At 36.3% G+C, this 22,895-nt stretch carries 16 protein-coding genes; 5 read left to right on the forward strand and 11 right to left on the reverse strand.

Annotation, left to right across the window (positions count from 1 at the left end; translation table 11 throughout):
* Positions 1–30: 30 nt before the first annotated feature.
* A complete protein-coding gene (locus PT603_RS04460) occupies positions 31–1,296 on the reverse strand; it encodes an amidohydrolase (RefSeq protein WP_008239146.1) in 1,266 nt (421 codons plus the stop codon).
* A 123-nt stretch (positions 1,297–1,419) separates the two neighbouring features.
* Between PT603_RS04460 and PT603_RS04465 the strand changes: the two genes are divergently transcribed.
* Both PT603_RS04465 and PT603_RS04470 read left to right on the forward strand, forming a co-directional pair.
* Positions 1,420–3,759 (forward strand): ATP-dependent helicase, encoded by a 2,340-nt coding sequence (locus PT603_RS04465; RefSeq protein WP_040488684.1) that lies wholly within the window; start codon positions 1,420–1,422, stop codon positions 3,757–3,759.
* A 27-nt stretch (positions 3,760–3,786) separates the two neighbouring features.
* Complete coding sequence (locus PT603_RS04470; protein ID WP_008239144.1) at positions 3,787–4,407, forward strand: L-threonylcarbamoyladenylate synthase; 621 nt, start codon at positions 3,787–3,789, stop codon at positions 4,405–4,407.
* Between the two features lie 203 nt (positions 4,408–4,610).
* Here PT603_RS04470 and PT603_RS04475 read toward each other — a convergent pair whose 3' ends face one another.
* The 3 genes from PT603_RS04475 to PT603_RS04485 all read right to left on the reverse strand — a co-directional run bounded on the left by PT603_RS04475 (position 4,611) and on the right by PT603_RS04485 (position 6,991).
* Positions 4,611–5,471, reverse strand: a complete 861-nt coding sequence (locus PT603_RS04475; RefSeq protein WP_008239143.1) for an OmpA family protein — start codon at positions 5,469–5,471, stop codon at positions 4,611–4,613.
* Between the two features lie 68 nt (positions 5,472–5,539).
* A complete protein-coding gene (locus tag PT603_RS04480) occupies positions 5,540–6,529 on the reverse strand; it encodes a glycosyltransferase family 2 protein (protein WP_008239141.1) in 990 nt (329 codons plus the stop codon).
* Between the two features lie 9 nt (positions 6,530–6,538).
* Positions 6,539–6,991: a type I restriction enzyme HsdR N-terminal domain-containing protein gene (locus tag PT603_RS04485; protein ID WP_008239139.1), complete on the reverse strand. Its 453-nt coding sequence runs from the start codon at positions 6,989–6,991 to the stop codon at positions 6,539–6,541.
* Between the two features lie 85 nt (positions 6,992–7,076).
* Between PT603_RS04485 and holA the strand changes: the two genes are divergently transcribed.
* On the forward strand, positions 7,077–8,081 hold the full coding sequence (gene holA / locus PT603_RS04490; RefSeq protein WP_008239137.1) for a DNA polymerase III subunit delta: 1,005 nt from the start codon (positions 7,077–7,079) through the stop codon (positions 8,079–8,081).
* Between the two features lie 30 nt (positions 8,082–8,111).
* On the opposite strand, the gene PT603_RS04495 is transcribed toward holA, so the two are convergent.
* The 5 genes from PT603_RS04495 to uvrA all read right to left on the reverse strand — a co-directional run bounded on the left by PT603_RS04495 (position 8,112) and on the right by uvrA (position 17,678).
* On the reverse strand, positions 8,112–8,501 hold the full coding sequence (locus PT603_RS04495) for a DoxX family protein (RefSeq protein ID WP_040488688.1): 390 nt from the start codon (positions 8,499–8,501) through the stop codon (positions 8,112–8,114).
* An 87-nt stretch (positions 8,502–8,588) separates the two neighbouring features.
* Positions 8,589–11,000 carry an alpha-ketoacid dehydrogenase subunit alpha/beta gene (locus tag PT603_RS04500; RefSeq protein WP_008240598.1) on the reverse strand — a complete coding sequence of 804 codons (2,412 nt, stop codon included), beginning with the start codon at positions 10,998–11,000 and terminating at the stop codon, positions 8,589–8,591.
* Positions 11,001–11,177: 177 nt separating this feature from the next.
* On the reverse strand, positions 11,178–13,988 hold the full coding sequence (locus PT603_RS04505) for a gluzincin family metallopeptidase (protein ID WP_274238902.1): 2,811 nt from the start codon (positions 13,986–13,988) through the stop codon (positions 11,178–11,180).
* Positions 13,989–14,134: 146 nt separating this feature from the next.
* A complete protein-coding gene (locus PT603_RS04510; protein WP_008240834.1) occupies positions 14,135–14,824 on the reverse strand; it encodes an LOG family protein in 690 nt (229 codons plus the stop codon).
* Between the two features lie 22 nt (positions 14,825–14,846).
* Positions 14,847–17,678 (reverse strand): excinuclease ABC subunit UvrA, encoded by a 2,832-nt coding sequence (gene uvrA, locus PT603_RS04515; protein ID WP_008240835.1) that lies wholly within the window; start codon positions 17,676–17,678, stop codon positions 14,847–14,849.
* A 166-nt stretch (positions 17,679–17,844) separates the two neighbouring features.
* Between uvrA and PT603_RS04520 the strand changes: the two genes are divergently transcribed.
* A complete protein-coding gene (locus PT603_RS04520) occupies positions 17,845–18,972 on the forward strand; it encodes a toxin-antitoxin system YwqK family antitoxin (protein ID WP_008240838.1) in 1,128 nt (375 codons plus the stop codon).
* 8 nt (positions 18,973–18,980) lie between these two features.
* Here the strand turns inward: PT603_RS04520 and ggt are convergent, their stop codons facing one another.
* Positions 18,981–20,669 carry a gamma-glutamyltransferase gene (ggt, locus tag PT603_RS04525; RefSeq protein ID WP_008240840.1) on the reverse strand — a complete coding sequence of 563 codons (1,689 nt, stop codon included), beginning with the start codon at positions 20,667–20,669 and terminating at the stop codon, positions 18,981–18,983.
* Positions 20,670–20,684: 15 nt separating this feature from the next.
* Entirely contained in the window at positions 20,685–21,287 is a 603-nt protein-coding gene (locus PT603_RS04530) for an acyl carrier protein phosphodiesterase (protein WP_008240841.1), read from the reverse strand.
* Positions 21,288–21,356: 69 nt separating this feature from the next.
* Between PT603_RS04530 and glmM the strand changes: the two genes are divergently transcribed.
* Positions 21,357–22,745 carry a phosphoglucosamine mutase gene (gene glmM / locus PT603_RS04535; protein WP_008240842.1) on the forward strand — a complete coding sequence of 463 codons (1,389 nt, stop codon included), beginning with the start codon at positions 21,357–21,359 and terminating at the stop codon, positions 22,743–22,745.
* Positions 22,746–22,895: the final 150 nt, after the last annotated feature.

The following is a 22,895-nucleotide window of genomic DNA, read 5'->3' on the forward strand; positions in this document are numbered from 1 at the left end:
ACAAGTTTTTGTAGTGAACTATTGCCTGAATTACTTTAAATAATCAAAAACAATCTGTGTAAATGTTTTGACCCCTAAAAGCAATCCACTCTCATCTATATAGAAATCAGGAGTATGGTGTAACGTGGCTTCTTTATCTACAGGCTTTCCACCAAGGAAAAAGTAGAACCCAGGAATTTCCTTTTGAAAAAATGAAAAATCTTCTGCGCCCGTTACGGCCTTACCTAATAATACATTTTCTTTACCTGCCGCTTTCTCCAGTGAAGGAAGGACTTTGGCTGTGAGATCCGGATCATTGAAGGTAATTGGAAGTCCATTTTCTATCGTTATGCTTGCCTGAGCATTGTAGGCTTTTGCAATGGCGGGAACCATTTCCTTCATCCGCTTATTAAGTTTTTCTTGCATGGAATAGTCTAAAGTTCGGATAGTACCTACCATCTCAGCGGTCTCTGGGATAATATTGTTACGCACACCACTGGTTATTTTACCAACAGTAATGACGGCCGCTTCATTGGTTAGTTCCATTTCTCGACTAATAATAGATTGTAAGCCGTCAATAATTTTTGCAGATACCATTATAGGATCTACGCCTGTCCATGGAGAGGATCCATGTGCTTGTTTTCCTGTAACTTTAATATCAAATCTCTGGGCAGCGGCCATTGTTCCTCCTGGTTTATATCGAATTTTACCTACCTCTAGATACGAACCAATATGAAGACCAAATATGGCCTCTACATCTGGATTTTTTAAAACTCCTTCCTTAACCATTAGTTCTGCACCCCCTTCTTCTCCTTTAGGAGCACCTTCTTCTGCGGGTTGGAAAATGAATTTAATAGTCCCTGAAAAATCATTGTTTTTGGATAACACTTCAGCTACTCCCATAAGAATAGCTATATGGGTATCGTGACCACAGGCATGCATTACTCCTGTAGTTACCCCATCAAATTCTGTTACTACTGTTGATTTAAATGGAAGGTCAACACGTTCCGTAACAGGAAGTGCATCTATATCTGCACGTAAGGCAATTACCTTTCCAGGTCTTTTCCCATGTAAAATTCCAACTACCCCTGTTTTAGCAACTCCAGTCTGCACTTGCATACCTAGGTTATTTAGGTGCTCAGCAATTTTTTCAGCAGTTTTGAATTCTCTATTTGACAACTCTGGGTGTTGATGAAAGTATCTTCTCCATTCAATAACCTTGGATTGGATAGATTCAATATCCTTGTCAATTTTCTTTTGTGCACAAAGGCTCAGTCCCAAAGGGAATAGTAACAACAGTACTTGAAGTTTTTTCATCGGATTGGTGGATGTAATGATTTAGTAACCGAAAGGTAACCAATCTTTTGTACAATGTTCATAAAAAATATGAAATACGCTTTAGAATGCGTCTATAAAGGGTTAATTTCACAGCGTTGATAAATGAATGAGAACGGTTTGGAAAAATATTTAGCAGAACTGAACGAAGCGCAACTAGCGCCGGTATTACATAAGGATGGACCTCTGATGGTTATTGCAGGAGCAGGTTCAGGGAAAACACGTGTACTTACCTATCGTATAGCTTATTTGATGAGCTTAGGAGTGGATTCTTTTAACATTTTATCGCTTACCTTTACCAATAAAGCGGCTCGTGAGATGAAAAAACGGATTGCCGATATTGTTGGAAATAGTGAGGCCAAAAATCTTTGGATGGGTACCTTTCACTCAGTATTCGCCAAGATTCTTCGCATAGAAGCAGATAAATTAGGCTACCCTAGTAATTTTACAATATACGATACCCAAGATTCTCAAAGGCTAATTTCGTCAATTATAAAGGAGATGGGATTAGATAAGGATGTTTATAAATACAAGCAGGTTCAATCACGAATTTCATCCTATAAGAATAGTTTAATTACCGTAAAAGCTTATTTTAACAATCCTGAGCTTGTGGAGGCTGATGCTATGGCTAAACGTCCTCGCATGGGTGAAATCTATAACGCTTACGTAGAACGATGTTTCAAATCAGGGGCAATGGACTTTGATGATTTGTTATTAAAAACAAATGAACTCCTTACCCGATTTCCAGAAGTATTGGCAAAATACCAAGAGCGATTCAGGTATATTCTAGTAGATGAGTATCAAGATACCAACCACTCTCAGTATCTAATTGTAAAGGCCTTATCCGATAAGTTTCAGAATATCTGTGTAGTAGGAGATGATGCTCAGAGTATTTATGCCTTTAGAGGTGCCAATATCAATAACATCCTTAACTACCAAAAAGATTATGAGGGGGTTAAGGTGTATCGACTCGAACAAAATTATCGTTCGACTAAAAATATTGTAGAAGCTGCGAACTGTGTTATTGAAAAGAATAAAACAAGGCTTGATAAGGTAGTTTGGACCCATAATGAGGATGGCCCTCTAATTAAGGTTCATCGAAGTAGTACTGATGCCGATGAAGGGCGTTTTGTGGCGGGATCTATTTTTGAAACCCGAATGCAACAACAGGAATCAAATGGCCATTTTGCTGTATTATATCGAACCAATTCTCAGTCTCGAGCCATTGAAGATGCCTTGCGAAAAAGAGATATCCCATATCGTATTTATGGAGGATTATCATTTTACCAACGAAAGGAAATCAAGGATGTTTTGGCCTATTTACGCCTTGTGATTAATCCAAATGACGAGGAAGCTCTTATTCGTATTATAAACTATCCTGCTCGAGGGATTGGACAAACTACCATTGATAAACTTACCGTTATTGCCAATGAGTATAAGCGTTCTATTTTTGAGGTAATCTCTCATATGGATAGAATTGACTTAAAAATAAATAGTGGTACCAAGGCTCGTCTAGAAGAGTTTGTTAATATGATCCGAAGTTTTCAGATTATGAATACCAATGCCGATGCATTTGCATTGGCAGAACATGTATCTAAAAAATCAGGAATACTTCAGGAATTTAAAAAGGATGGAACTCCAGAAGGAATTGCCCGAATGGAGAATGTGGAGGAATTACTGAATGGTATTAAAGATTTTGTGGAAGGTCAACGCGAAATAGATGGTGCTACCGGAGCCTTAAGTGAATTCCTTGAAGATGTTGCCCTTGCCACTGATCTAGATAAAGACACCGGGGATGACGACCGCGTGGCACTTATGACAATTCACCTAGCTAAAGGTCTAGAATTCCCTTATGTATATATAGTTGGAATGGAGGAGGACCTATTCCCTTCCGCCATGAGCATGAATACCCGTAGCGAATTAGAAGAGGAGCGTAGGCTTTTTTATGTGGCCCTTACTCGAGCGGAAAAACAAGCCTATTTAACCTATGCCCAAAGTCGATATAGATGGGGTAAGCTTGTAGATTCAGAGCCTAGTCGATTTATTGAAGAAATTGATGATAAATACCTAGATTACTTGACACCTATTGATACCGGTTACAGGTATAAACCACTGGTAGATGTGGATATTTTCGGGGAAGTAGATAAGAGTAAGTTACGGATGCAAAAACCTTCTAATTCCGCACCTCCAGCATACCATAAGCCATCTGAGGAAAAACTTCGTAAATTGCGTAAGCTAAAACCTGATATTAGTGAACCTATTGGTAACAATCAACAAGATACATCGCTTGCTGTAGGTACTATTGTAGAGCATGAACGTTTTGGTCGGGGAGAGGTGATCAGGCTAGAAGGAATAGGCAATGATAAAAAAGCTGAAATTAAATTCACAAATGGTGAAGTGAAAAAGTTGCTTCTACGTTTTGCGAAACTTACCATAGTATCTTAAGTCCTAGAGAACATAAATACAATAAAAATGGCTCAACTTATTAGAATATATAATGAAAATCCAAATGCTAAGGAAGTAGCAAAGGTAGTGAAAGTACTTCGCGATGGAGGCATTATCATTTATCCTACTGATACGGTGTATGGATTGGGGTGTGATATTACCAACACCAAAGCATTAGAGCGTATCGCTCGTATTAAAGGGATTAAACTTGACAAAGCTAATTTTTCATTTGTTTGTGCTGATTTGAGCAACATTTCTGATTATGTAAAGCAAATTGACACTCCCACATTTAAAATTTTAAAAAGAGCACTTCCAGGCCCTTATACCTTCATATTACCAGGAAACAATAATCTTCCCAAGGAATTCAAAAAGAAGAAAACAGTGGGTATCCGTGTTCCTGATAATACCATCGCACAGTTGTTGGTCAAAGAACTCGGAAATCCTATTGTATCCACATCCATACATGATGAAGATGATTTATTAGAATATACCACGGATCCAGAACTTATTTTCGAAAAATGGGGAAATTTGGTGGATATGGTAATTGATGGAGGGTATGGCGATAATGTAGCATCAACTGTTATTGATCTCTCTGAAGGAGAACCTGTAGTTGTAAGGGAGGGAAAAGGCGATATTTCTATTCTTTAACTTACAGTCCCGTATATTTCTGTTTAGCTTCCAATCCATAGCCTCTTTTTCACCTAAGGAACTATATTTGGTTAGTCAGTTATTTAAATAGAAAAATTAGACTAAACATTCTTTTTACCAGTTTCGGAATTCTAGTTTAGACAACAATAAAAAAATCCCCCGCCAATTGCGAGGGATTTTTTTATTGTTATCGTATGTAATACCTAGTTTATTTTAGGATCTTTCATACCTTCTTCAATCATTGTATAGAATTGATCGATTTTTGGTAATACAACAATACGTGTTCTGCGGTTTTTAGCTCTTTCTTGAGCAGTATCATTTCCAACTACAGGAACATATTGACTTCTACCAGCAGCAGTCATACGCTTAGGATCTACTTTGAAATCATCTTGTAAAATACGTACCACAGCAGTAGCTCTTAATACACTTAAATCCCAGTTATCTTTAATACTTGCAGTACGGATAGGCACGTTATCAGTGTGTCCTTCAACCATAAATTCAAAGTCAGGCTTGTTTTTAACTACAGTAGCCACTTTACCTAATACCTCTTTAGCTTTGTTAGTTACCGTATAGCTTCCACTGCTGAACAATAGTTTGTCAGAAATAGACACGTATACAACTCCTTTTTCTACGCTAATTTCGATATCTTGATCATCCAAGTTACCTAACACTCCTTTAAGACTTTGTACCAATGCAAGATTTACAGAATCTCTGCGGGTTACAGCATCTTGTAAACGACGGATAGTAAGGTCTTTTTCACGTAGGCTTTCTAATGATTTCTCAAGGTTTTCAGCACCTTTTTGAGTAAGGGTAGTTAGATTACCCATATTATTAATTAACTCTTGGTTATTTGCTCTTAAGATATCATTTTGCTCCTTAAGACTCTCTGCTCTAGCAGAAAGAGAAGCACGCTCCTCAAGACAAGAATTAAGCTTTACAGTTGCGGTGTTTAATAGGTCTTGTGTCTCTTTGTGTTGGGCTTCCAAATCAGAGTATTTCTTTTGAGAAACACAAGAAGTTAGCGTAATGGCAGCTACAGATGCCAGCATAACAATTTTTTTCATAAAAGTTGTGAATTAGATTTGTTTGTTTAGTAATTTTCATCAAAAAGCATGCCATCTAAAACAAAAAGTTACAAATCCGAAAATTTTCTTCGCTTCATAACAAAATAATTCCAAACAATTGAAAAATGGCGGAAATATTGATTTTGCCTAGGCTGACACCTTTTTTTATAAATCAGCGCTAAGTTACGATAAAAACTGAAATGGGCTCTTAAAATTGCCTTAAAATGAGCGGTTTCCCCCTTTGTAAGAAACCTAATACCTGCAACTCCATCCAACATCATTCTAAAAAATATGATTGGGATTAATTGTCTTGTAGGAAGATTTTTTAATAGGAGATAAAGTCCGTTTCGAAAATTAAGAAATGACTTTTCAGGACTACCTTGGCTAAGGGTTGCCCCACCCACATGATACACTGTGGAAAGCCCGCAATAATATACGCTATATCCAGAGTTTTGTATTCTCCAGCATAAATCAATTTCTTCCTGGTGTGCAAAAAAATCGATGTCAAATCCTCCCAGAGAATTAAAAACATCCGCTTTTACAAATAAACAGGCACCAGTGGCCCAAAATACAGGAATGCTATCATTGTATTGCCCATAGTCCTCTTCTAGAGTGTCAAATATTCTTCCACGGCAATACGGATATCCAAACTTATCTATAAATCCTCCAGCGGCCCCAGCATACTCAAAATGTGTTTTATTTTTAAAATCTTTTATTTTGGGTTGTATTGCAGCTATACTGGAATTGGAGTTGAACAGTTTAACAATAGGATGTAACCAACCATCAGTCACCTCCACATCTGAATTTAACAGGCAGTAAACTTCTTCCTTTACTTGTTTTAGGGCGTCATTATATCCTTGAGCGTATCCTCCATTTTCTTTGTTTTCTATGATTTTAATGGTTGGAAAATGTTCCTTAAGATACGGTATGGAAGTGTCTGTTGAAGCATTGTCAGCGACATATATAGAAGCCTCCGAGGAAAACTCGATGACAGAGGGTAAAAATTGTTCAAGCAGTTTTTTCCCATTCCAGTTAAGTATGACAACGGCTATTTTCATGTGTAATGGTTATTTAACTATAGAGTAATCAGGTAATGTTTTTAAAAATCGATACTGCTGGGCCTGAAAATCAACCATACAGTAATAATGTGAGATGCCATTGGTAACCATAAGTATAGTCGCGTTTAAGGTCATATTATAGCGGGCTATCTGATCAAAAGTAGCTTGCGAAATAGAAACAGTTGGTGCCTTGCATTCTACCACCAAAAAAATGCTTCCATCCGGTCTATACACCACCACGTCATATCGTTTATTTAAGCCGTTTACTTTTAATTCCTTTTCTACATTAATCAGTGATTTTGGATAGTTTTTTTCATGTAGTAAATATTGAACTACGTGTTGACGCACCCATTCTTCTGGTTGAAGAACCACAAATTTTTTGCGAATCTCATCAAAGATATGCGTTTTATTTTCGCTATTTTTGAATCGAAAGTGATATGTGGGAAAATTTAAAAACTGCATAGTGCAAATATGCAAAATTACTCTCACTCTCTAAGGATTTGACTTTATTTTCATAGAACAAATCCCTAAAGATTCAACATGATTTATGGAAGAAATTAAAAAGCTGATAGCAGAAATACAGAAAGGAAATATTCAACCCGTCTATTTTTTAATGGGAGATGAACCCTATTATATAGATAGATTTTCAGAATATATTGCTACCACCATTCTAACAGAAGAAGAAAGGGGATTTAACCAAATGGTTTTATATGGTCGTGATGTGTCAGTGATGGACATAATAAGTAATGCAAAGCGATATCCAATGATGGCTGATAAACAGGTTATTATTGTAAAAGAAGCTCAAGACCTTTCAAGGACCATTGATGATTTAGCCACCTATGTCGAACAGCCACAACCCACTACAGTTTTAGTGATCTGTTATAAGTATAAGACATTAGACAAACGTAAAAAGCTGTATAAGGCATTGCAAAAAAAGGGAGTACTTTTTGAAAGCAAAAAAATGTACGAGAATCAAGCAGGTGAGTGGATTCGCAAGCGACTGGCCTCTAATGGATATACCATTACCCCTAAAGCGGCTCAAATGTTAGTGGAATTTTTAGGTATTGAGTTAAGTAAGATTGACAACGAATTACAAAAATTACAACTTATCATACCAACAGGTAGTCAAATAACACCTGAGATCATAGAAGAAAATATTGGTATTAGTAAGGATTTTAACAATTTTGAGCTCAAAAAGGCCGTTGCCGAACGTGATGTAGTGAGAGCTACTCGAATCATTACCTATTTTGGTCAAAATCCAAAAGATAACCCAATAGTTGTAACCATGGGGATACTTTTCTCCTTTTTCCAGCAATTATTACAATATCATGGCTTAACCGATCATAGCCCGAAGCATGTAGCTTCATCACTGAAAATAAATCCCTATTTTGTAGGTGAAATACAAACGGCAGCTAGAAACTATCCCATGAAAAGAGTGAGTGGTATCATTGCCTCATTACGTGAAATTGACATGAAAAGTAAGGGAGTAGGTGCTGCTAATCTATCTCAAGCAGATTTACTTAAAGAAATGCTCATAAAAGTTATGGCGTAAAAAAAGCGGCAATTTTAAGCCGCTTTTTAGTTATTTGTTTTTTTGTAGGACACCATCTAAACTGAATTTACCCCCACCTAATAGGGCAATAGATGTAAACATGATTAGGTACAATAACGACATTTCCTTTTGGGACAAAGGATCTCCAGCATGTGCCACAAAAGCAGCTACAAACATTGTAATTGCCGGAAAGATTGCCATTAATCGGGTTTTAAAACCTACAATAATAATGATCGGGATAATAAATTCTCCCAGCGCAGTAAGTCCCAATGAAATAGTGGGCCCCAAGCCTAAGAAATTCATAAATTGAATCTCTTCTCCTGAAAATAACTTCATAAATTTTCCGTAACCATGTGTTAACATGAGTGCAGAAGTGCCAACTCTAAGAAGGGCAAGACCTAAATGATAAGGTGTATTCATCGCTTTTTTTTTGTGAAAATAAGTAAATTATAGGATAAAAAAAATCTTGCTAATAGCAAGATTTTTTAGTACTGTATAACTAATTGATTACATGAACTTAGGGAAATCTGAAGGCGAAGCCTCATGCATTATTTGATACACTTTTTCAAAAATATCTTCTGCATTCGGTTTTGAGAAATAATCTCCATCCGTCCCATAAGCAGGACGGTGTGGTTGTGCAGCTAGTGTCTGTGGAGCACTATCCAAGAACTCATAAGCTCCTTGTTTTTCTACAATTTCTTGTAATATATAGGCTGAGGCCCCTCCTGGAACATCTTCATCGATTACCAGAAGACGATTCGTCTTAGCTACACTCTTTACAATATCGTGATTAAGATCAAATGGAATCAAAGACTGAACATCAATAACTTCAGCATCAATTCCAACTTCCATGAGCTCCTTTGCAACTTGCTCAACGATACGAAGGGTAGAACCATACGATACCAAGGTAATATCAGACCCTTCTTTCACGGTTTCAACAACACCTATAGGAGTACGGATTTCACTCAGATTTTCAGGCATTTTTTCTTTAAGTCTATACCCATTTAAACACTCAACTACCAGTGCTGGTTGATCTCCTTGCAGTAGGGTATTGTAAAATCCAGCAGCTTTTGTCATATTTCTAGGTACAAGAACATAAATCCCTTTTAATAGATTTATAATTCCTCCCATCTGTGATCCGGCATGCCAGATTCCTTCAAGACGGTGTCCACGTGTTCTTACAATTAAAGGTGCCTTTTGTTTTCCGGCCGTGCGATAATGTAGTGTTGCTAAATCATCACTCATTATTTGTAAGGCATATAGAATATAGTCAAGATATTGAATTTCAGCAATGGGGCGCAGACCTCTCATCGCCATTCCAATTCCTTGTCCTAGGATAGTGGCTTCACGGATACCAGCATCGGCCACACGAAACTCACCATATTTTTCTTGCAGACCTTCAAGACCTTGGTTAACATCTCCAATGTTCCCACTATCTTCCCCAAAAATCAATACTTCAGGATAGTTAGCAAAAAGAGCATCAAAATTATCGCGAAGCACAACACGTCCGTCAACCACTTCGCTTTGGTCCGAATAGATAGGCTTTACCTCCTTGATGTGTAAAGGATTCAACGCAGATTCACTGTAAAGGTGAGAACTATATCTAGGTTGAATACTTTGGTATTGCTGCTTTATCCAACTCTTTAATTGATGTACTGCAGTGATATCTTCTCGTAATGTATATCTAAGTGTTTTACGGGCTGCAGACATAATATCCTTACGAGTAGGCTCATCTATCGCAATTAAGTCGTTTTTAATTTTATTAATGAACACTTTGTTGCTACTGTCATCAATGATCGATTGTAATAGCGTTACAAGAGTATTTTTTTCTTGTTTTATAGGAGTAATAAATGCATCCCATGCATTTTTCTTTCCTTCACGAACTTGCTTTTTTGCGTTTTTATCTATTTCTGAAAGTTCATCTTCAGTAGCGATGCCATTTTCGATAATCCAAGCACGGAATTTTACATTACAATCATGTTCACTTTCCCATTGTAAACGTTCCTTGCTCTTGTAACGTTCATGTGACCCCGAAGTAGAATGTCCTTGAGGCTGTGTTAGTTCAAGAACATGAACCAACACTGGGATATGTTGTTCACGAGCAATTTTTCCTGCCTTTTCAAAAGTGTCCATTAAGGCTGGATAATCCCACCCTTCAACAGTTATGATTTCATATCCGGCTTGATTTTCATCACGTTGGAAGCCTTTAAGAATTTCAGAAATATTTTCTTTGGTTGTTTGGTATTTGGCATGTACTGAGATTCCATACTCATCATCCCAAACACACATCACCATTGGTACTTGCAATACGCCAGCTGCATTAATGGTCTCAAAAAATAGACCTTCACTGGTACTTGCGTTTCCTATAGTGCCCCATGCTACTTCATTACCGTTATTTGAAAAGTTCTCGGCCTGAATGCCCGACACATTTCTATAGATTTTTGAGGCTTGAGCTAATCCCAGAAGACGAGGCATTTGTCCGGCAGTAGGAGAAATGTCACCACTACTATTTTTTTGTTGTGTTAGATTTACCCAATTTCCGTTTTCATCAAGACTATGAGTTGCAAAATGTCCCCCCATTTGGCGGCCAGCACTCATTGGATCGTGAGCGATATCAGTATGCGCGTATAAACCTGCAAAAAATTGTTCAATAGTCAATTTGTCAATAGCCATCATGAAGGTTTGATCACGATAATAACCACTGCGAAAATCTCCATTACGGAATGCACGTGCCATAGCCAATTGAGGCAATTCTTTCCCATCTCCAAAAATTCCGAATTTAGCCTTACCGGTAAGTACTTCTCTTCGGCCTAATAAACTACATTCACGACTAATAACGGCGATTGAATAATCGTGTAATACTTGCTCTTTGAAATCTTGAAATGAAATAGACTCTGACACAACTGATTTTGATTGCATGTATAAATGGTTTTTGAACAGAAACAAAAGTAATGAAAAGAAGTGGTTTTTACAATCTTAATCCACAATAAAATATTGATAATAGTGTAGTCTTTTCGATATTTTACTAAGAATAATTCAAAAAAAACTCAAAAATTAGATTTTGATTAAATACTTTTCAATGCCCTGATAAGTCCATTAGAACCATTTACGTGTAAATAAGCCTAATAAGGTCCTTGGACTTAGTGTTACAATAAATCGGATTTTTTCTGCATAACGCGCATCATCAACTTCCCATCCATTATTTGAATACATAGGAAAATAAAGCTCAAAGTAGTCTGTAACAAGGTTGAGTCGAATTCCGGCATCATACACAAATTGGGAATCATTTTGAGAGTTTTTTAATAAACCTGCATCACCGTATATCTCGATCCACTTCCATAAATTAGTACTTCCATTTACAGTTGCCATCCAATCATTTGCTAGAGGGTTATCAAGTTTTGATTTAAAACCTCCTTCTGAAATAATAATTTGTTGACTATAAATTCCGCTATTTTCAGATCGACCCAAATATTGTAAATCGAATAGGTAATCCGTAGGCCTATCTAAAGCAAAACTGAAAAAATCAGAATTTGTATTATTATGCAGGAACTTTCCATAAAAGAACCGCAGGTTTAATTGGCGATTATTTTGAAAAAGCTTTCTGTACTCCAGGGTAAAGGCTAGTTTGGAAAACTTTTGAGATAGCTGAAAATCTCCTGAATAGGATAAAAAATTCTCCACGGTATTTTGAGTACTCACAAATCGAGTATTAAATACACTGTAATTAGGCTCTTCAGTGGTACTAGTTTCATCAACTTCTCTAAAAACATTTACATTCCTAAATAGAAGAATCGATCGTTTGTTTGAACGGTAATCATCTGGTCTAAAGGTAAATCGCACGGCTGGGGTAATAGTGGAATAGGAATACCCAGGTTTGTAGTGAAAATAGGAGCCGGAAAGAGAGAAGGTATTTAGGTAATTCCTACTATCTCGTCTATAATGTCTGTAAAGCAACGACCCAGCACCAACCAATTTCCCTGAATTTAGACCATAAGAAGGACGAATGTCATAAATAAATGGTTTTTCCAGGAAAGATTTATTATAAAATCTAGCTCCTGGGGTGATCCCATCATAATAGTTATAATACACAATAGGTATATGAAATAGTTGGTTGTAATAAGGATTTTCAACATCCTTAAAGGCTCTAATTTGAAGTGGTCTATGGTTAAATATAATACCATTAAGAGATTTCCAGTTATCACGTTGATTATACTCTGGAATTATTTTATCGTAATTTAAGACTAACTTATTTGGATGTGTGTTGGGAAGTGAAATAGTTTGTTGCTTGGGTATATTAGTGTACCAATTTTTGGCTTGTATGCTGTCATTCTTCAAGGTAAATAAAGAAATGGGCACATTGGCATGGGTCTTATTCTTAATGGTTACATAAATGGAGTCCTGTGAACGGGTGATTTTAGAAATTTTAAAATCTATTTTTTTTCGTGTATTTGCATAGGTGTCAAAAAACCAAGAAATATCCTTTTCTGCCTTTTCTTCAAAGCTAGATCTAAAATCATCTACTGTGATTTTTTTTAAGGTATAGTTTTGATAAAAATCCTTCAACACACTATCCACGGTAGGTGATTCTAAATAATTCCGCACATACATCAATCCCGCACCTGCCTTATATTTATTAGCAATTTTCGCATTAAATTTCACTAATGAATCTTGTGGCATACTAAGGGGTTGATCAATATTTTTGCGTGCCATAAGCATAAACAAATATGGATATTGATCATTATAGTCCATTTGAGCAAAATTATAACTTCGTATTCCCCAGAGTTTAGACAAGTTACCAGTAAATTTCATATCAGGGTAATAGGTCTCTACATAGATCTGAATCAAATACATTTGCATTGCATCCAGAATCCATCGCTCTTTGCGTAAATCTATATCGAAATTATTTTCAAGGTATTGGGTCAGCGTTGTTTTTAAGAGTTTCATTTCATATTGAAAATTCTCAGGGAACGGTCTTATAAATGATGGTAGCTGATTAATTCCATATAGAGGATATTTTTTATAGTCTGTTTCTGTAATCAATAATTGTTTATGCGGGTAGCTTCCTAACTGTTGTTTTAGAAATTCAAGAACTCTTTTAATGGCTACAACTTTAGAAGTCTCGTCAAAATTTTTAGCTTCCAAATCTGTAGTAAATAAAACCTCCTGATTTCCTATTGTAGTAAAAGAAGGGTTCTTTCTTAAAATTATTACAGCTTCTTTCCTGTGGTGATAAGTAAGTCGACTATGTGTATAATCGCCAAATTGAGTGACTTCAATGGAATCCTGATCACTATAGAGTTGTAAATAGGAAGGGTGGTTAAAGGTAACTTTAAGTGCTGATGGAGGTGTGTATAAATCATCTAAGTCCAGATGACTATATAAATGCCACTGACCATCATAAACAGCCGGTACTAAATGCCAGTTCTTAAGGTAATAATTACCCTCCTCATTAAACCCATACCTGGTAAAACGTTCATGAGGTATTTTTACTGCATACGAAATGCGTAGGGTGTAGGATTGACCTGGATGAATTGGGAAATTCAATTGTACCTGCAATAGATCCTTTGATTTTAAACGCTTCCAACTTAGTAGTGCATTATTAGCATCCGAAAAACCTATAATTTTTGTATGCCCTCGTTCATTATCTTTAGCGAACAATAATGATTTATCAAACTCTTCAGAAAACCGTTGGGCAAGCGGGGTGTTTTTATTCGAAAATGCATTGTTCCAATCCTGAATATATAACTGGTTTAGTGCCTCTTTTGATGAATTAAAAAAAGTGATTTCTTGTTGTACGTTAATGATATGCTCCTCTGGAATAAGAGTGGCTGTAATATGGTTTTTATGTTGGGCAAAAAGAGGTGCCACAACGCATAAAAATACGGCTATTACTAAGGTAGGCTTCAAAAATGTATATAGATTTTATGACTTGTAAAGAGGTATTACCAACTCATTTCTTGTGAAAGATAAAAAATATAGTGCATTGCCCAACAAGAATATGCTAAAAAATAAAAAATATCCAGTCTATTAATAGACTGGATATAGTCATACCCTTAAAAATTGGGGCTTAAATTGTATTTCTTATAAAAGCTGTCTAGTACATCAATTACTTCCTCTTCTGTGTCAACAATCTTAATTAAATCTAAATCCCCAGGACTTACATTATGATACTTTTCAAGTAATGTTGCCTTTATCCAATCGAATAAACCTCCCCAAAAATCCTTTCCAACTAGTATAATTGGGAATTTTGCAATCTTATTGGTTTGGATAAGTGTAATGGCTTCAAAAAGTTCATCCAAGGTTCCAAATCCACCTGGCATTACCACAAACCCTTGTGAGTATTTTACAAACATTACCTTACGTACAAAAAAGTAATCAAAATTTAAGTTTTTATCGTGGTCTATATAGGGATTATCATGCTGTTCAAATGGCAACTCAATGTTTAGGCCTACAGAAGTTCCTCCTCCTAAATGGGCTCCTTTATTACCAGCTTCCATAATTCCAGGGCCGCCACCAGTTATTACGCCATAGCCAGCTTCCACAATTTTTTTGGCAATTCTTTCAGCTAACTTATAATATTCATGATCTGGTTTTGTTCTTGCGGAACCAAAAATAGAAACGCAAGGGCCAATGGCACTCATTTTTTCAAATCCATTCACAAATTCTCCCATGATTTTAAAAATCGCCCAGGAGTCGTTGGTTTTTATTTCATTCCAACCTTTAGTATGCGGTTCTTTTCTCATTATTTATTTTTTTTCAATATAGTTATTCTAATTCCTTTTTCAAAAAACGAGCGGTGTAACTTTTGGGATGTTCTGCCACTTCCTCCGGTGTACCATAGGTGACAATAGTCCCTCCACCTTTTCCTCCTTCATAACCCACATCTATAATATAGTCTACCATTTTAATTACATCTAGGTTATGTTCGATAATTAAGACAGTATTTCCCTTATCAGTCAATTCATTAAGTACTTGCATTAAAACTCGAATATCTTCAAAATGAAGTCCAGTTGTGGGTTCATCGAGTATATAGAAGGTATTTCCTGTATCGCGCTTGGATAATTCAGTGGCTAGTTTAATACGCTGCGCTTCTCCTCCAGAAAGTGTTGTAGATTGTTGGCCTAAGGTTATATATCCAAGACCCACATCTTGTATGGTCTTAAGTTTTCGATAGATTTTAGGAATATTTTCAAAAAATTCCACGGATTCATTAATAGTCATGTTTAGGACATCGGATATTGACTTCCCCTTATAACGAATTTCTAGGGTTTCTCTGTTAAAGCGTTTTCCTTGACAGGTTTCACATTCAACATAAACATCAGGTAAAAAATTCATTTCAATTACTCTAAGTCCTCCACCTTCACAGGTTTCACAACGTCCTCCTTTGACATTAAAACTAAATCGTCCAGCTTTGTAACCACGAATCATGGCTTCTGGTGTTTTGGTAAAAAGCGTTCGTATTTCACTAAAAACACCCGTATACGTAGCTGGATTTGATCGTGGTGTACGTCCAATGGGTGATTGATTAATGTCGATCACCTTATCGATATGTTCAAGGCCTTTTATTTCTTTATAAGGCATTGGCTTCTTCACTGCATTAAAAAAATGCGCATTGAGAATAGGGTAAAGGGTCTCGTTAATTAAGGTTGATTTACCACTTCCTGAAACACCTGTTACACCTATCATTTTTCCTAAAGGAAATGTAACTGAAACATTCTTAAGGTTATTACCGGTACAACCACTAAGGGATAGCTGATGACCATTTCCTGAACGTCTATGAACAGGAACTTCAATTTTGCGAACGCCACTTAAATAATCAGCAGTAAGTGTATGATGTTTTTTTACCTCCTCTGGGGTACCCTGTGAAATAATTTCACCACCGTGTCGGCCAGCCTTAGGCCCAATATCAATCACATGATCTGCGCGTTCAATCATATCCTTATCATGCTCTACCACAATCACTGAGTTACCAATGTCTCGTAATGACTCTAGAGATAAGATGAGTCGCTCGTTATCACGTTGGTGAAGTCCTATACTGGGCTCATCCAAAATGTAAAGCACACCTACCAATTGAGAGCCAATTTGAGTAGCAAGCCGAATCCGTTGTGCCTCACCTCCCGAAAGTGATTTTGAGCTTCTATTAAGGGATAAATACTCAAGTCCTACATCTAATAAAAATTGAAGACGAGCATTAATCTCTTTTAGAATTTCAGATGCAATTGCCTGTTGTTTTTCAGAAAGATGACCAGGAAGCTCTTTAAACCATTGTACTAAATCAGTAATATCACTATGAGCTAATTCAGCTATGTTTTTTTCATTAATTCTATAATACAGAGCCTCTTTTTTTAAGCGAGAACCTTCACACTCCGGACATTTATTCTTATCCATAAAGTCTTTGGCCCACCTTTTTATCGACGCAGAATTACTTTCAGAAAATTGATTTGTAATAAAGTTAAGTATTCCTTCAAAATCAATTTTATAATCACGAGTTATTCCAAGAGTTTTAGAAGCTATGGAAAATTTTTCATTTCCACCATGTAGGATCATATCTATTGCCTCTTGTGGTATGTCCTTAATAGCATCAGTTAACTTGAAATCAAATCGTTGAGCGATGATCTCTAATTGTTTAAATATCCATGAATTCTTGTATTCACCAATTGGTGCAATACCCCCATTTTTAATGGATAGATTAGTATTTGGAAAGATTTTAGAAGTATTTACCTCATACACTTTTCCAAGCCCATTACAATGACTACACATTCCCTTTGGCGAATTGAACGAAAATGTATTTGGTTCCGGATTTGGATAAGAAATACCAGTTGTAGGGCACATTAAATTTCGACTAAAATATCTGGTTTCGCCTGATTCATAATCCAACACCATCAATACATCATCACCATGATACATAGCTGTATTTATGGTTTCCATAAGCCTCTTTTCTGTTTCAGAAGCTTCATCTATTTTTAGACGATCAATTACAATCTCAATATCGTGATTCTTATAGCGATCTACACGCATTCCTTTTTCCAGATCTACAAGTTCACCATCTACACGAACCTTTACAAACCCTTGTTTAGAAATTTGCTCAAATAGTTCACGATAATGCCCTTTCCTTGATTTAATGACTGGAGCCAATACTACTATTCGTTTATCTCTATACTCTTCAAGTATTAATTCTTTGATTTGAGAATCACTATAGCTTACCATTTTCTCTCCAGTATTATAACTGTAGGCATCTGCCGCTCTAGCAAAAAGTAGTCTTAGAAAATCATAAATTTCTGTAATAGTTCCTACCGTCGATCTAGGTGATTTTGAAGTAGTCTTTTGTTCTATAGCAATTACAGGTGATAGTCCATCAATCTTATCTACATCGGGACGTTCCAATCCGCCTAAGAACTGTCTGGCATAAGCAGAAAAAGTTTCTATATACCTGCGTTGTCCTTCAGCATAAATAGTGTCAAAAGCGAGTGAAGACTTACCGCTTCCAGAAAGTCCCGTTATTACCACTAACTTTTCTCTAGGTATAGTAACATCTATATTTTTAAGATTGTGCACCCGTGCACCTTGCACTTCTATATTCTCGTCGTATGCACTCATAACAATTAAGCAAAAGAGCAAAAATACAATTTAGAATGGTAATTATGAAGCGTGTGCCTCTTTAAAAGCAGAAATCTATAGGCCAATAATTTATCATAGTGAAATTTCTATTTTTCATTACCGATATTAATAAAATATGTATTTTTCGAGTGGCTAAATTTATCCAATGAAAAAGGTTACTATTTTTATTTTGATGAGTGTATTTACAACACTTTCCATTCATGGCCAAACATCTACAGTTACGTACGAGAACTTATTTGGAAAAATAAGATTAAAACGTTCATATACCTATATGGTTACTACTGATAAAATCAGTGAGGATGTGTATTTTGTAAAACGATATTTAAACAATGGAGAATTGGAGCCTATTTTATTTGAAGAATTGTATGTAAATGCTCAAGGCATTAAAAATGGATCCTATATAAAATACGAATCTAATGGGTTTAAAAAACAAGAAGGTTCCTATCGCAATGATAAAAAAGAAGGAATTTGGACCTATTATGCTGATAATACCCCCATTAGAGAAGGACAGTATGAACAGGACAACAGAGTTGGTCCGTGGAAAAATTATTACAACTTCCCGAATTACACTATCTTACAGTATAAGGATGGACAATTATACGGTTCCTTTGAATCAAAACATAAAAATGGGAATCTATCCTATCGGGCGCATTATACCAATCAAGGTGAATTAGATGGTGCTAATACTAGCTATTATGAAGACGGAAAAACGATTCGAATACATAGAGATTACTATTTGGGTAAAATACATGGAATAGAAAAGCAGTATTATCAAAGTGGTCAACTCAAACTGGAAACTAAGTATACCAATGGTGAAATTGACGGAGAACTAAAATCATTTCACGAAAATGGACAATTAGCTGCTGTAGTAACTTATCAAAATAACAATATCGTTAACACCTTACTTTATGACGAGAAGGGAATGAGCATTCCTATAGATACAAATAGGACTACCGTATATCAGGATAGTGAAAGTATTAAAGAATTCAAAACTAAAGTTCAAAACAAATTGAATCAGTTTATTCAAGTAAATTTCAAATATCCTGGTACGATGCAACGTATTGGTGCCGAAGCCAGAGTATTCGTCAACTTTGAAATAAATTCTAGTGGAGATCTTACCATTCTAGGGATGCGTTCGGATCAGCATCCGATGTTTGTTGAGGCCACAAAACAATTGTTTTCATTATTAAATGAAAAATTTCCATTTACGTATTATAATGTAGAAGAGAAAATAAGATTTACACTTCCTATTTTATATAATTTAAGCGATTAAAATAGCTTTTATAAACCAACCGCTTTATCGTCACCTCGTTTATCAGCACCTCCTTCAATTACTCCATCTGTGTGTATTAGAATAGCGTCTACTTTTCCTATGACAGGCGCATGGGACTCATCGATGAAATATCCTAGATTTTTAAGTGCTTCCATAAGTTCATTAGAAAATCCTTCAGGCTCCATTCTAAGATCATCAGGTAGCCATTGATGATGAAACCTAGGTGCGTTAACAGCCTCTTGCATACTCATATTAAACTCATATACATTAAGTATCGTTTGTAAAACAGAAGTAATAATAGTAGAACCGCCAGGAGTACCAACAACCATCCATAATTTTCCATCTTTTTCAACAATGGTAGGCGTCATACTACTCAACATTCGTTTTCCTGCCTCTATGCTATTGGCTTTCGAGCCCACTAGTCCGAACATATTTGGCTCTCCTGCCTTCACACTAAAATCATCCATTTCATTGTTGAGAAAAAAGCCAAGTTCATCATTATACAACTTAGATCCGTATGCACCATTAATGGTCGTAGTAACCGATACCGCATTTCCAAAGGTATCTACTATAGAATAATGAGTGGTTTCATCACTTTCAGTTATTTTAATGTCTCCATGAGAAACCTCAGTAGAAGGGGTGGCCTTTTCAAAACTAAAGTTATGCATGCGTTTTTTTAGATACGCTTCTTCTAGTAAGGCATCTACAGGATTATCCACAAAGTCAGGATCACCTAAAAAATGATTTCTATCTGCATAAGCTCTTCTTTCTGCTTCTGTAATTAATTGCACTGTTTTAAGTTGATTATGACCATATTTCGATAGGTCATAGGGCTCAATCATTTTCATAATCTGAGCTAGTGTTACTCCACCACTACTGGGAGGTGACATTGAAATAACTCGTAAGTCTTTGTAGGAAAAACTAATTGGTGTTCTCCATTTGGCTTCATAAGATGCCAGGTCTTCTTCTGTAATATATCCACCTTTTTCCTGTAGAAATTGGGCAAGTTTTTTAGCTGTTTCTCCTTTATAGAATTCATCCCTACCATTTTTTTGAATCTGTCTAAAGGTATGAGCCAGCGCTGGATAACGTATAGTATCACCTTCTTTAAAAGGAGTAGCAAATAGAGTAGTGGCACCACTTACCTGAACTATAAGTTCTCTGTATTGGCCTAGTCTTTCAGCTTGTTTAGCGGTTACAACAACCCCTTTTTCCGCCAACTCAATAACAGGCTCCAAGAGTTCTTCCATGGGAAGACTTCCGTATTTTTCATGAACAGCAAAAACACCGGCAATTGTACCAGGAACACCTACAGCAGTAGCACCTAAGGTACTTTTCCCTGGTATTACATTTCCTAAAGAATCCAAATACATATCTCTATGTGCAGCCATTGGGGCTTTTTCTCTATAATCAATGGCCCCGGTTTCACCAGTTGATTTTCGAAACACCATAAAGCCTCCACCTCCAATATTTCCTGCATATGGAAAAGAAACGGCAAGAGCTAACTCAGTAGCGACCATAGCGTCAAATGCATTTCCTCCTTTAGCCATGATGTCTATACCAATACGAGAAGCTTCTTCTCTGGCTGAGACAACCATTGCTTTTTCCGACGTGGTTCCAGTAGGTAGTAGTATAGTTTGTTCTGTTTTGCAGGCATATAAGGTTATTGCAACAACTAGAAGGAATTTTTTAATCATGGTATTATAATTTGCTTACTTTTTTAGTTCCATTTCCAAGGCCATTAATCTTTCTTGGCAATGAAGTTGTATTTCTGAAAAAAATAGGTTGAATTCATTTTGAAAATCTGAATAGTATTGAGTCAGTTCTTCCATCGCCCAATCCATATGTATTGGATGTTTTACTCGCTTACTCATCTGAAATAAAATATGTTCTATACCTTCTTTACTAGCATAACTTAGGAGCCAATTTTCTCGTAACATTGGAGGGATCATATGTCGAATCCGCAAGGGAAGAATGTCATAATGGGTATGTAACAATTGGTAAAACCTTTCTACATAATCCGCCAAAGGCTCCTGGGAGTACTCAGTCCAGTTTTTTGCTAAAAAGTGATCGTAGAACACATCAATTATAACACTGCTATAGTGACTGAAACGAGCATGTAATTTTCGAGTACTAAGTTTAACTATAGGGTGGCTATCTGTAAAGGTGTCTATAGATCTATGTAGTAAAATACCCTTCTGAATATTTCTAGGGTAGGTTTCATATCGCTTTCCTTTAATACCATCGGCAATAAAGTTTCCAATCTGAACCATTTCATCGTTGCCCGAAAGATAAATGTGTGCTAAAAAATTCATCGGTTTAAAAATACAAAATCCATTTGGTTAAAAAGTAGGAATTGTATCTTTGTTACAAATACAATAAAGATGACATTAATTAAATCAATTTCAGGAATACGAGGAACTATTGGAGGTGTAGTAGGGGATAATTTAACCCCAGTTGATGCTGTAAAATTTGCGGCGGCCTATGGTACTTGGTTAAAACAACAATATAGTAAAGAACGGCTAACCGTAGTAATTGGAAGGGATGCTAGAATTTCGGGTGAGATGATTCAAAATCTTGTAACCTCAACCTTAGTAGGTTTAGGAATAGATATTATTGATCTTGGATTAAGTACTACACCGACTGTTGAAGTAGCCGTTCCTTTAGAAAAAGCTGATGGAGGAATCATTCTCACGGCTAGTCATAACCCAAAACAATGGAATGCCTTAAAACTACTAAATGCCAAAGGTGAATTTCTAAGTGGAGAAGATGGGGCAGAAATATTAAAAATTGCAGAGAGTGATGCTTTTACTTTTGCCGAAGTGGATCATTTAGGGACTATTTTAAACAATGATGCCTATATAGATATTCATATCGATGAAGTTTTAGACTTACCACTTGTAAATGTGGAACAAATTCGCCAATCTAAGTTTAAGGTGGTGGTAGACGGTGTAAATTCAACGGGGGGTATTGCCATTCCTAAACTTTTAAAAGAATTAGGAGTTGAAGTAATAGAATTATACTGTACCCCAGACGGACATTTCGCTCATAATCCTGAACCATTGAAGGAGCATTTACAAGATATTAGTGCCCTAGTGGTACAAGAAAAGGCTGATTTTGGGATTGTTGTAGATCCAGATGTGGATCGATTGGCATTTATTTGTGAGGATGGAGAAATGTTCGGAGAAGAGTACACTTTAGTAGCATGTGCAGATTATGTACTTGAAAAAAATCCAGGAAATACAGTATCTAATATGTCTTCCAGTAGAGCATTACGGGATATTACAGAAAAACATGGTGGCACCTATGAAGCTTCTGCTGTTGGTGAAGTAAATGTGGTCGCCTTAATGAAAACGAATGAAGCCATCATAGGAGGTGAAGGTAATGGAGGTATCATATACCCTGAACTCCATTATGGAAGAGACGCACTGGTTGGAGTAGCCTTGTTCTTGTCATTATTAGCTGAGCGTAAAGTGTCAGTTCGTCAATTACGTGACAGTTATCCTAGTTATTTTATGAGTAAAAATAAAATTGAATTAACACCTCAAATAGATGTGGATGCCATTCTTAAGGAAATGACCACCCGTTATGAAAATGAAAATATAAGCACTGTCGATGGTGTTAAAATAGACTTTCCTGACAATTGGGTACATTTGCGAAAATCAAATACAGAACCAATTATCCGTATTTATACAGAAGCATTTTCTCAAACGGAGGCTGATGCATTGGCAAATCGAATAATCGAAGAAATAAAAGAAATAGCGGGTATATAAAAAGAGCGGTCATTGACCGCTCTTCCTCATTTTTATGATTCCTATTAGCAACGGTATCCATAGTAAACATTCCACCTAAATCCATTTTGATACCATTTGTAATAAACCTAGTGTATAAGATCTAGGTACTACATACAAATTTCGGTAAGC

This window comes from Imtechella halotolerans (genome assembly GCF_028743515.2).
Classification (GTDB): domain Bacteria; phylum Bacteroidota; class Bacteroidia; order Flavobacteriales; family Flavobacteriaceae; genus Imtechella; species Imtechella halotolerans.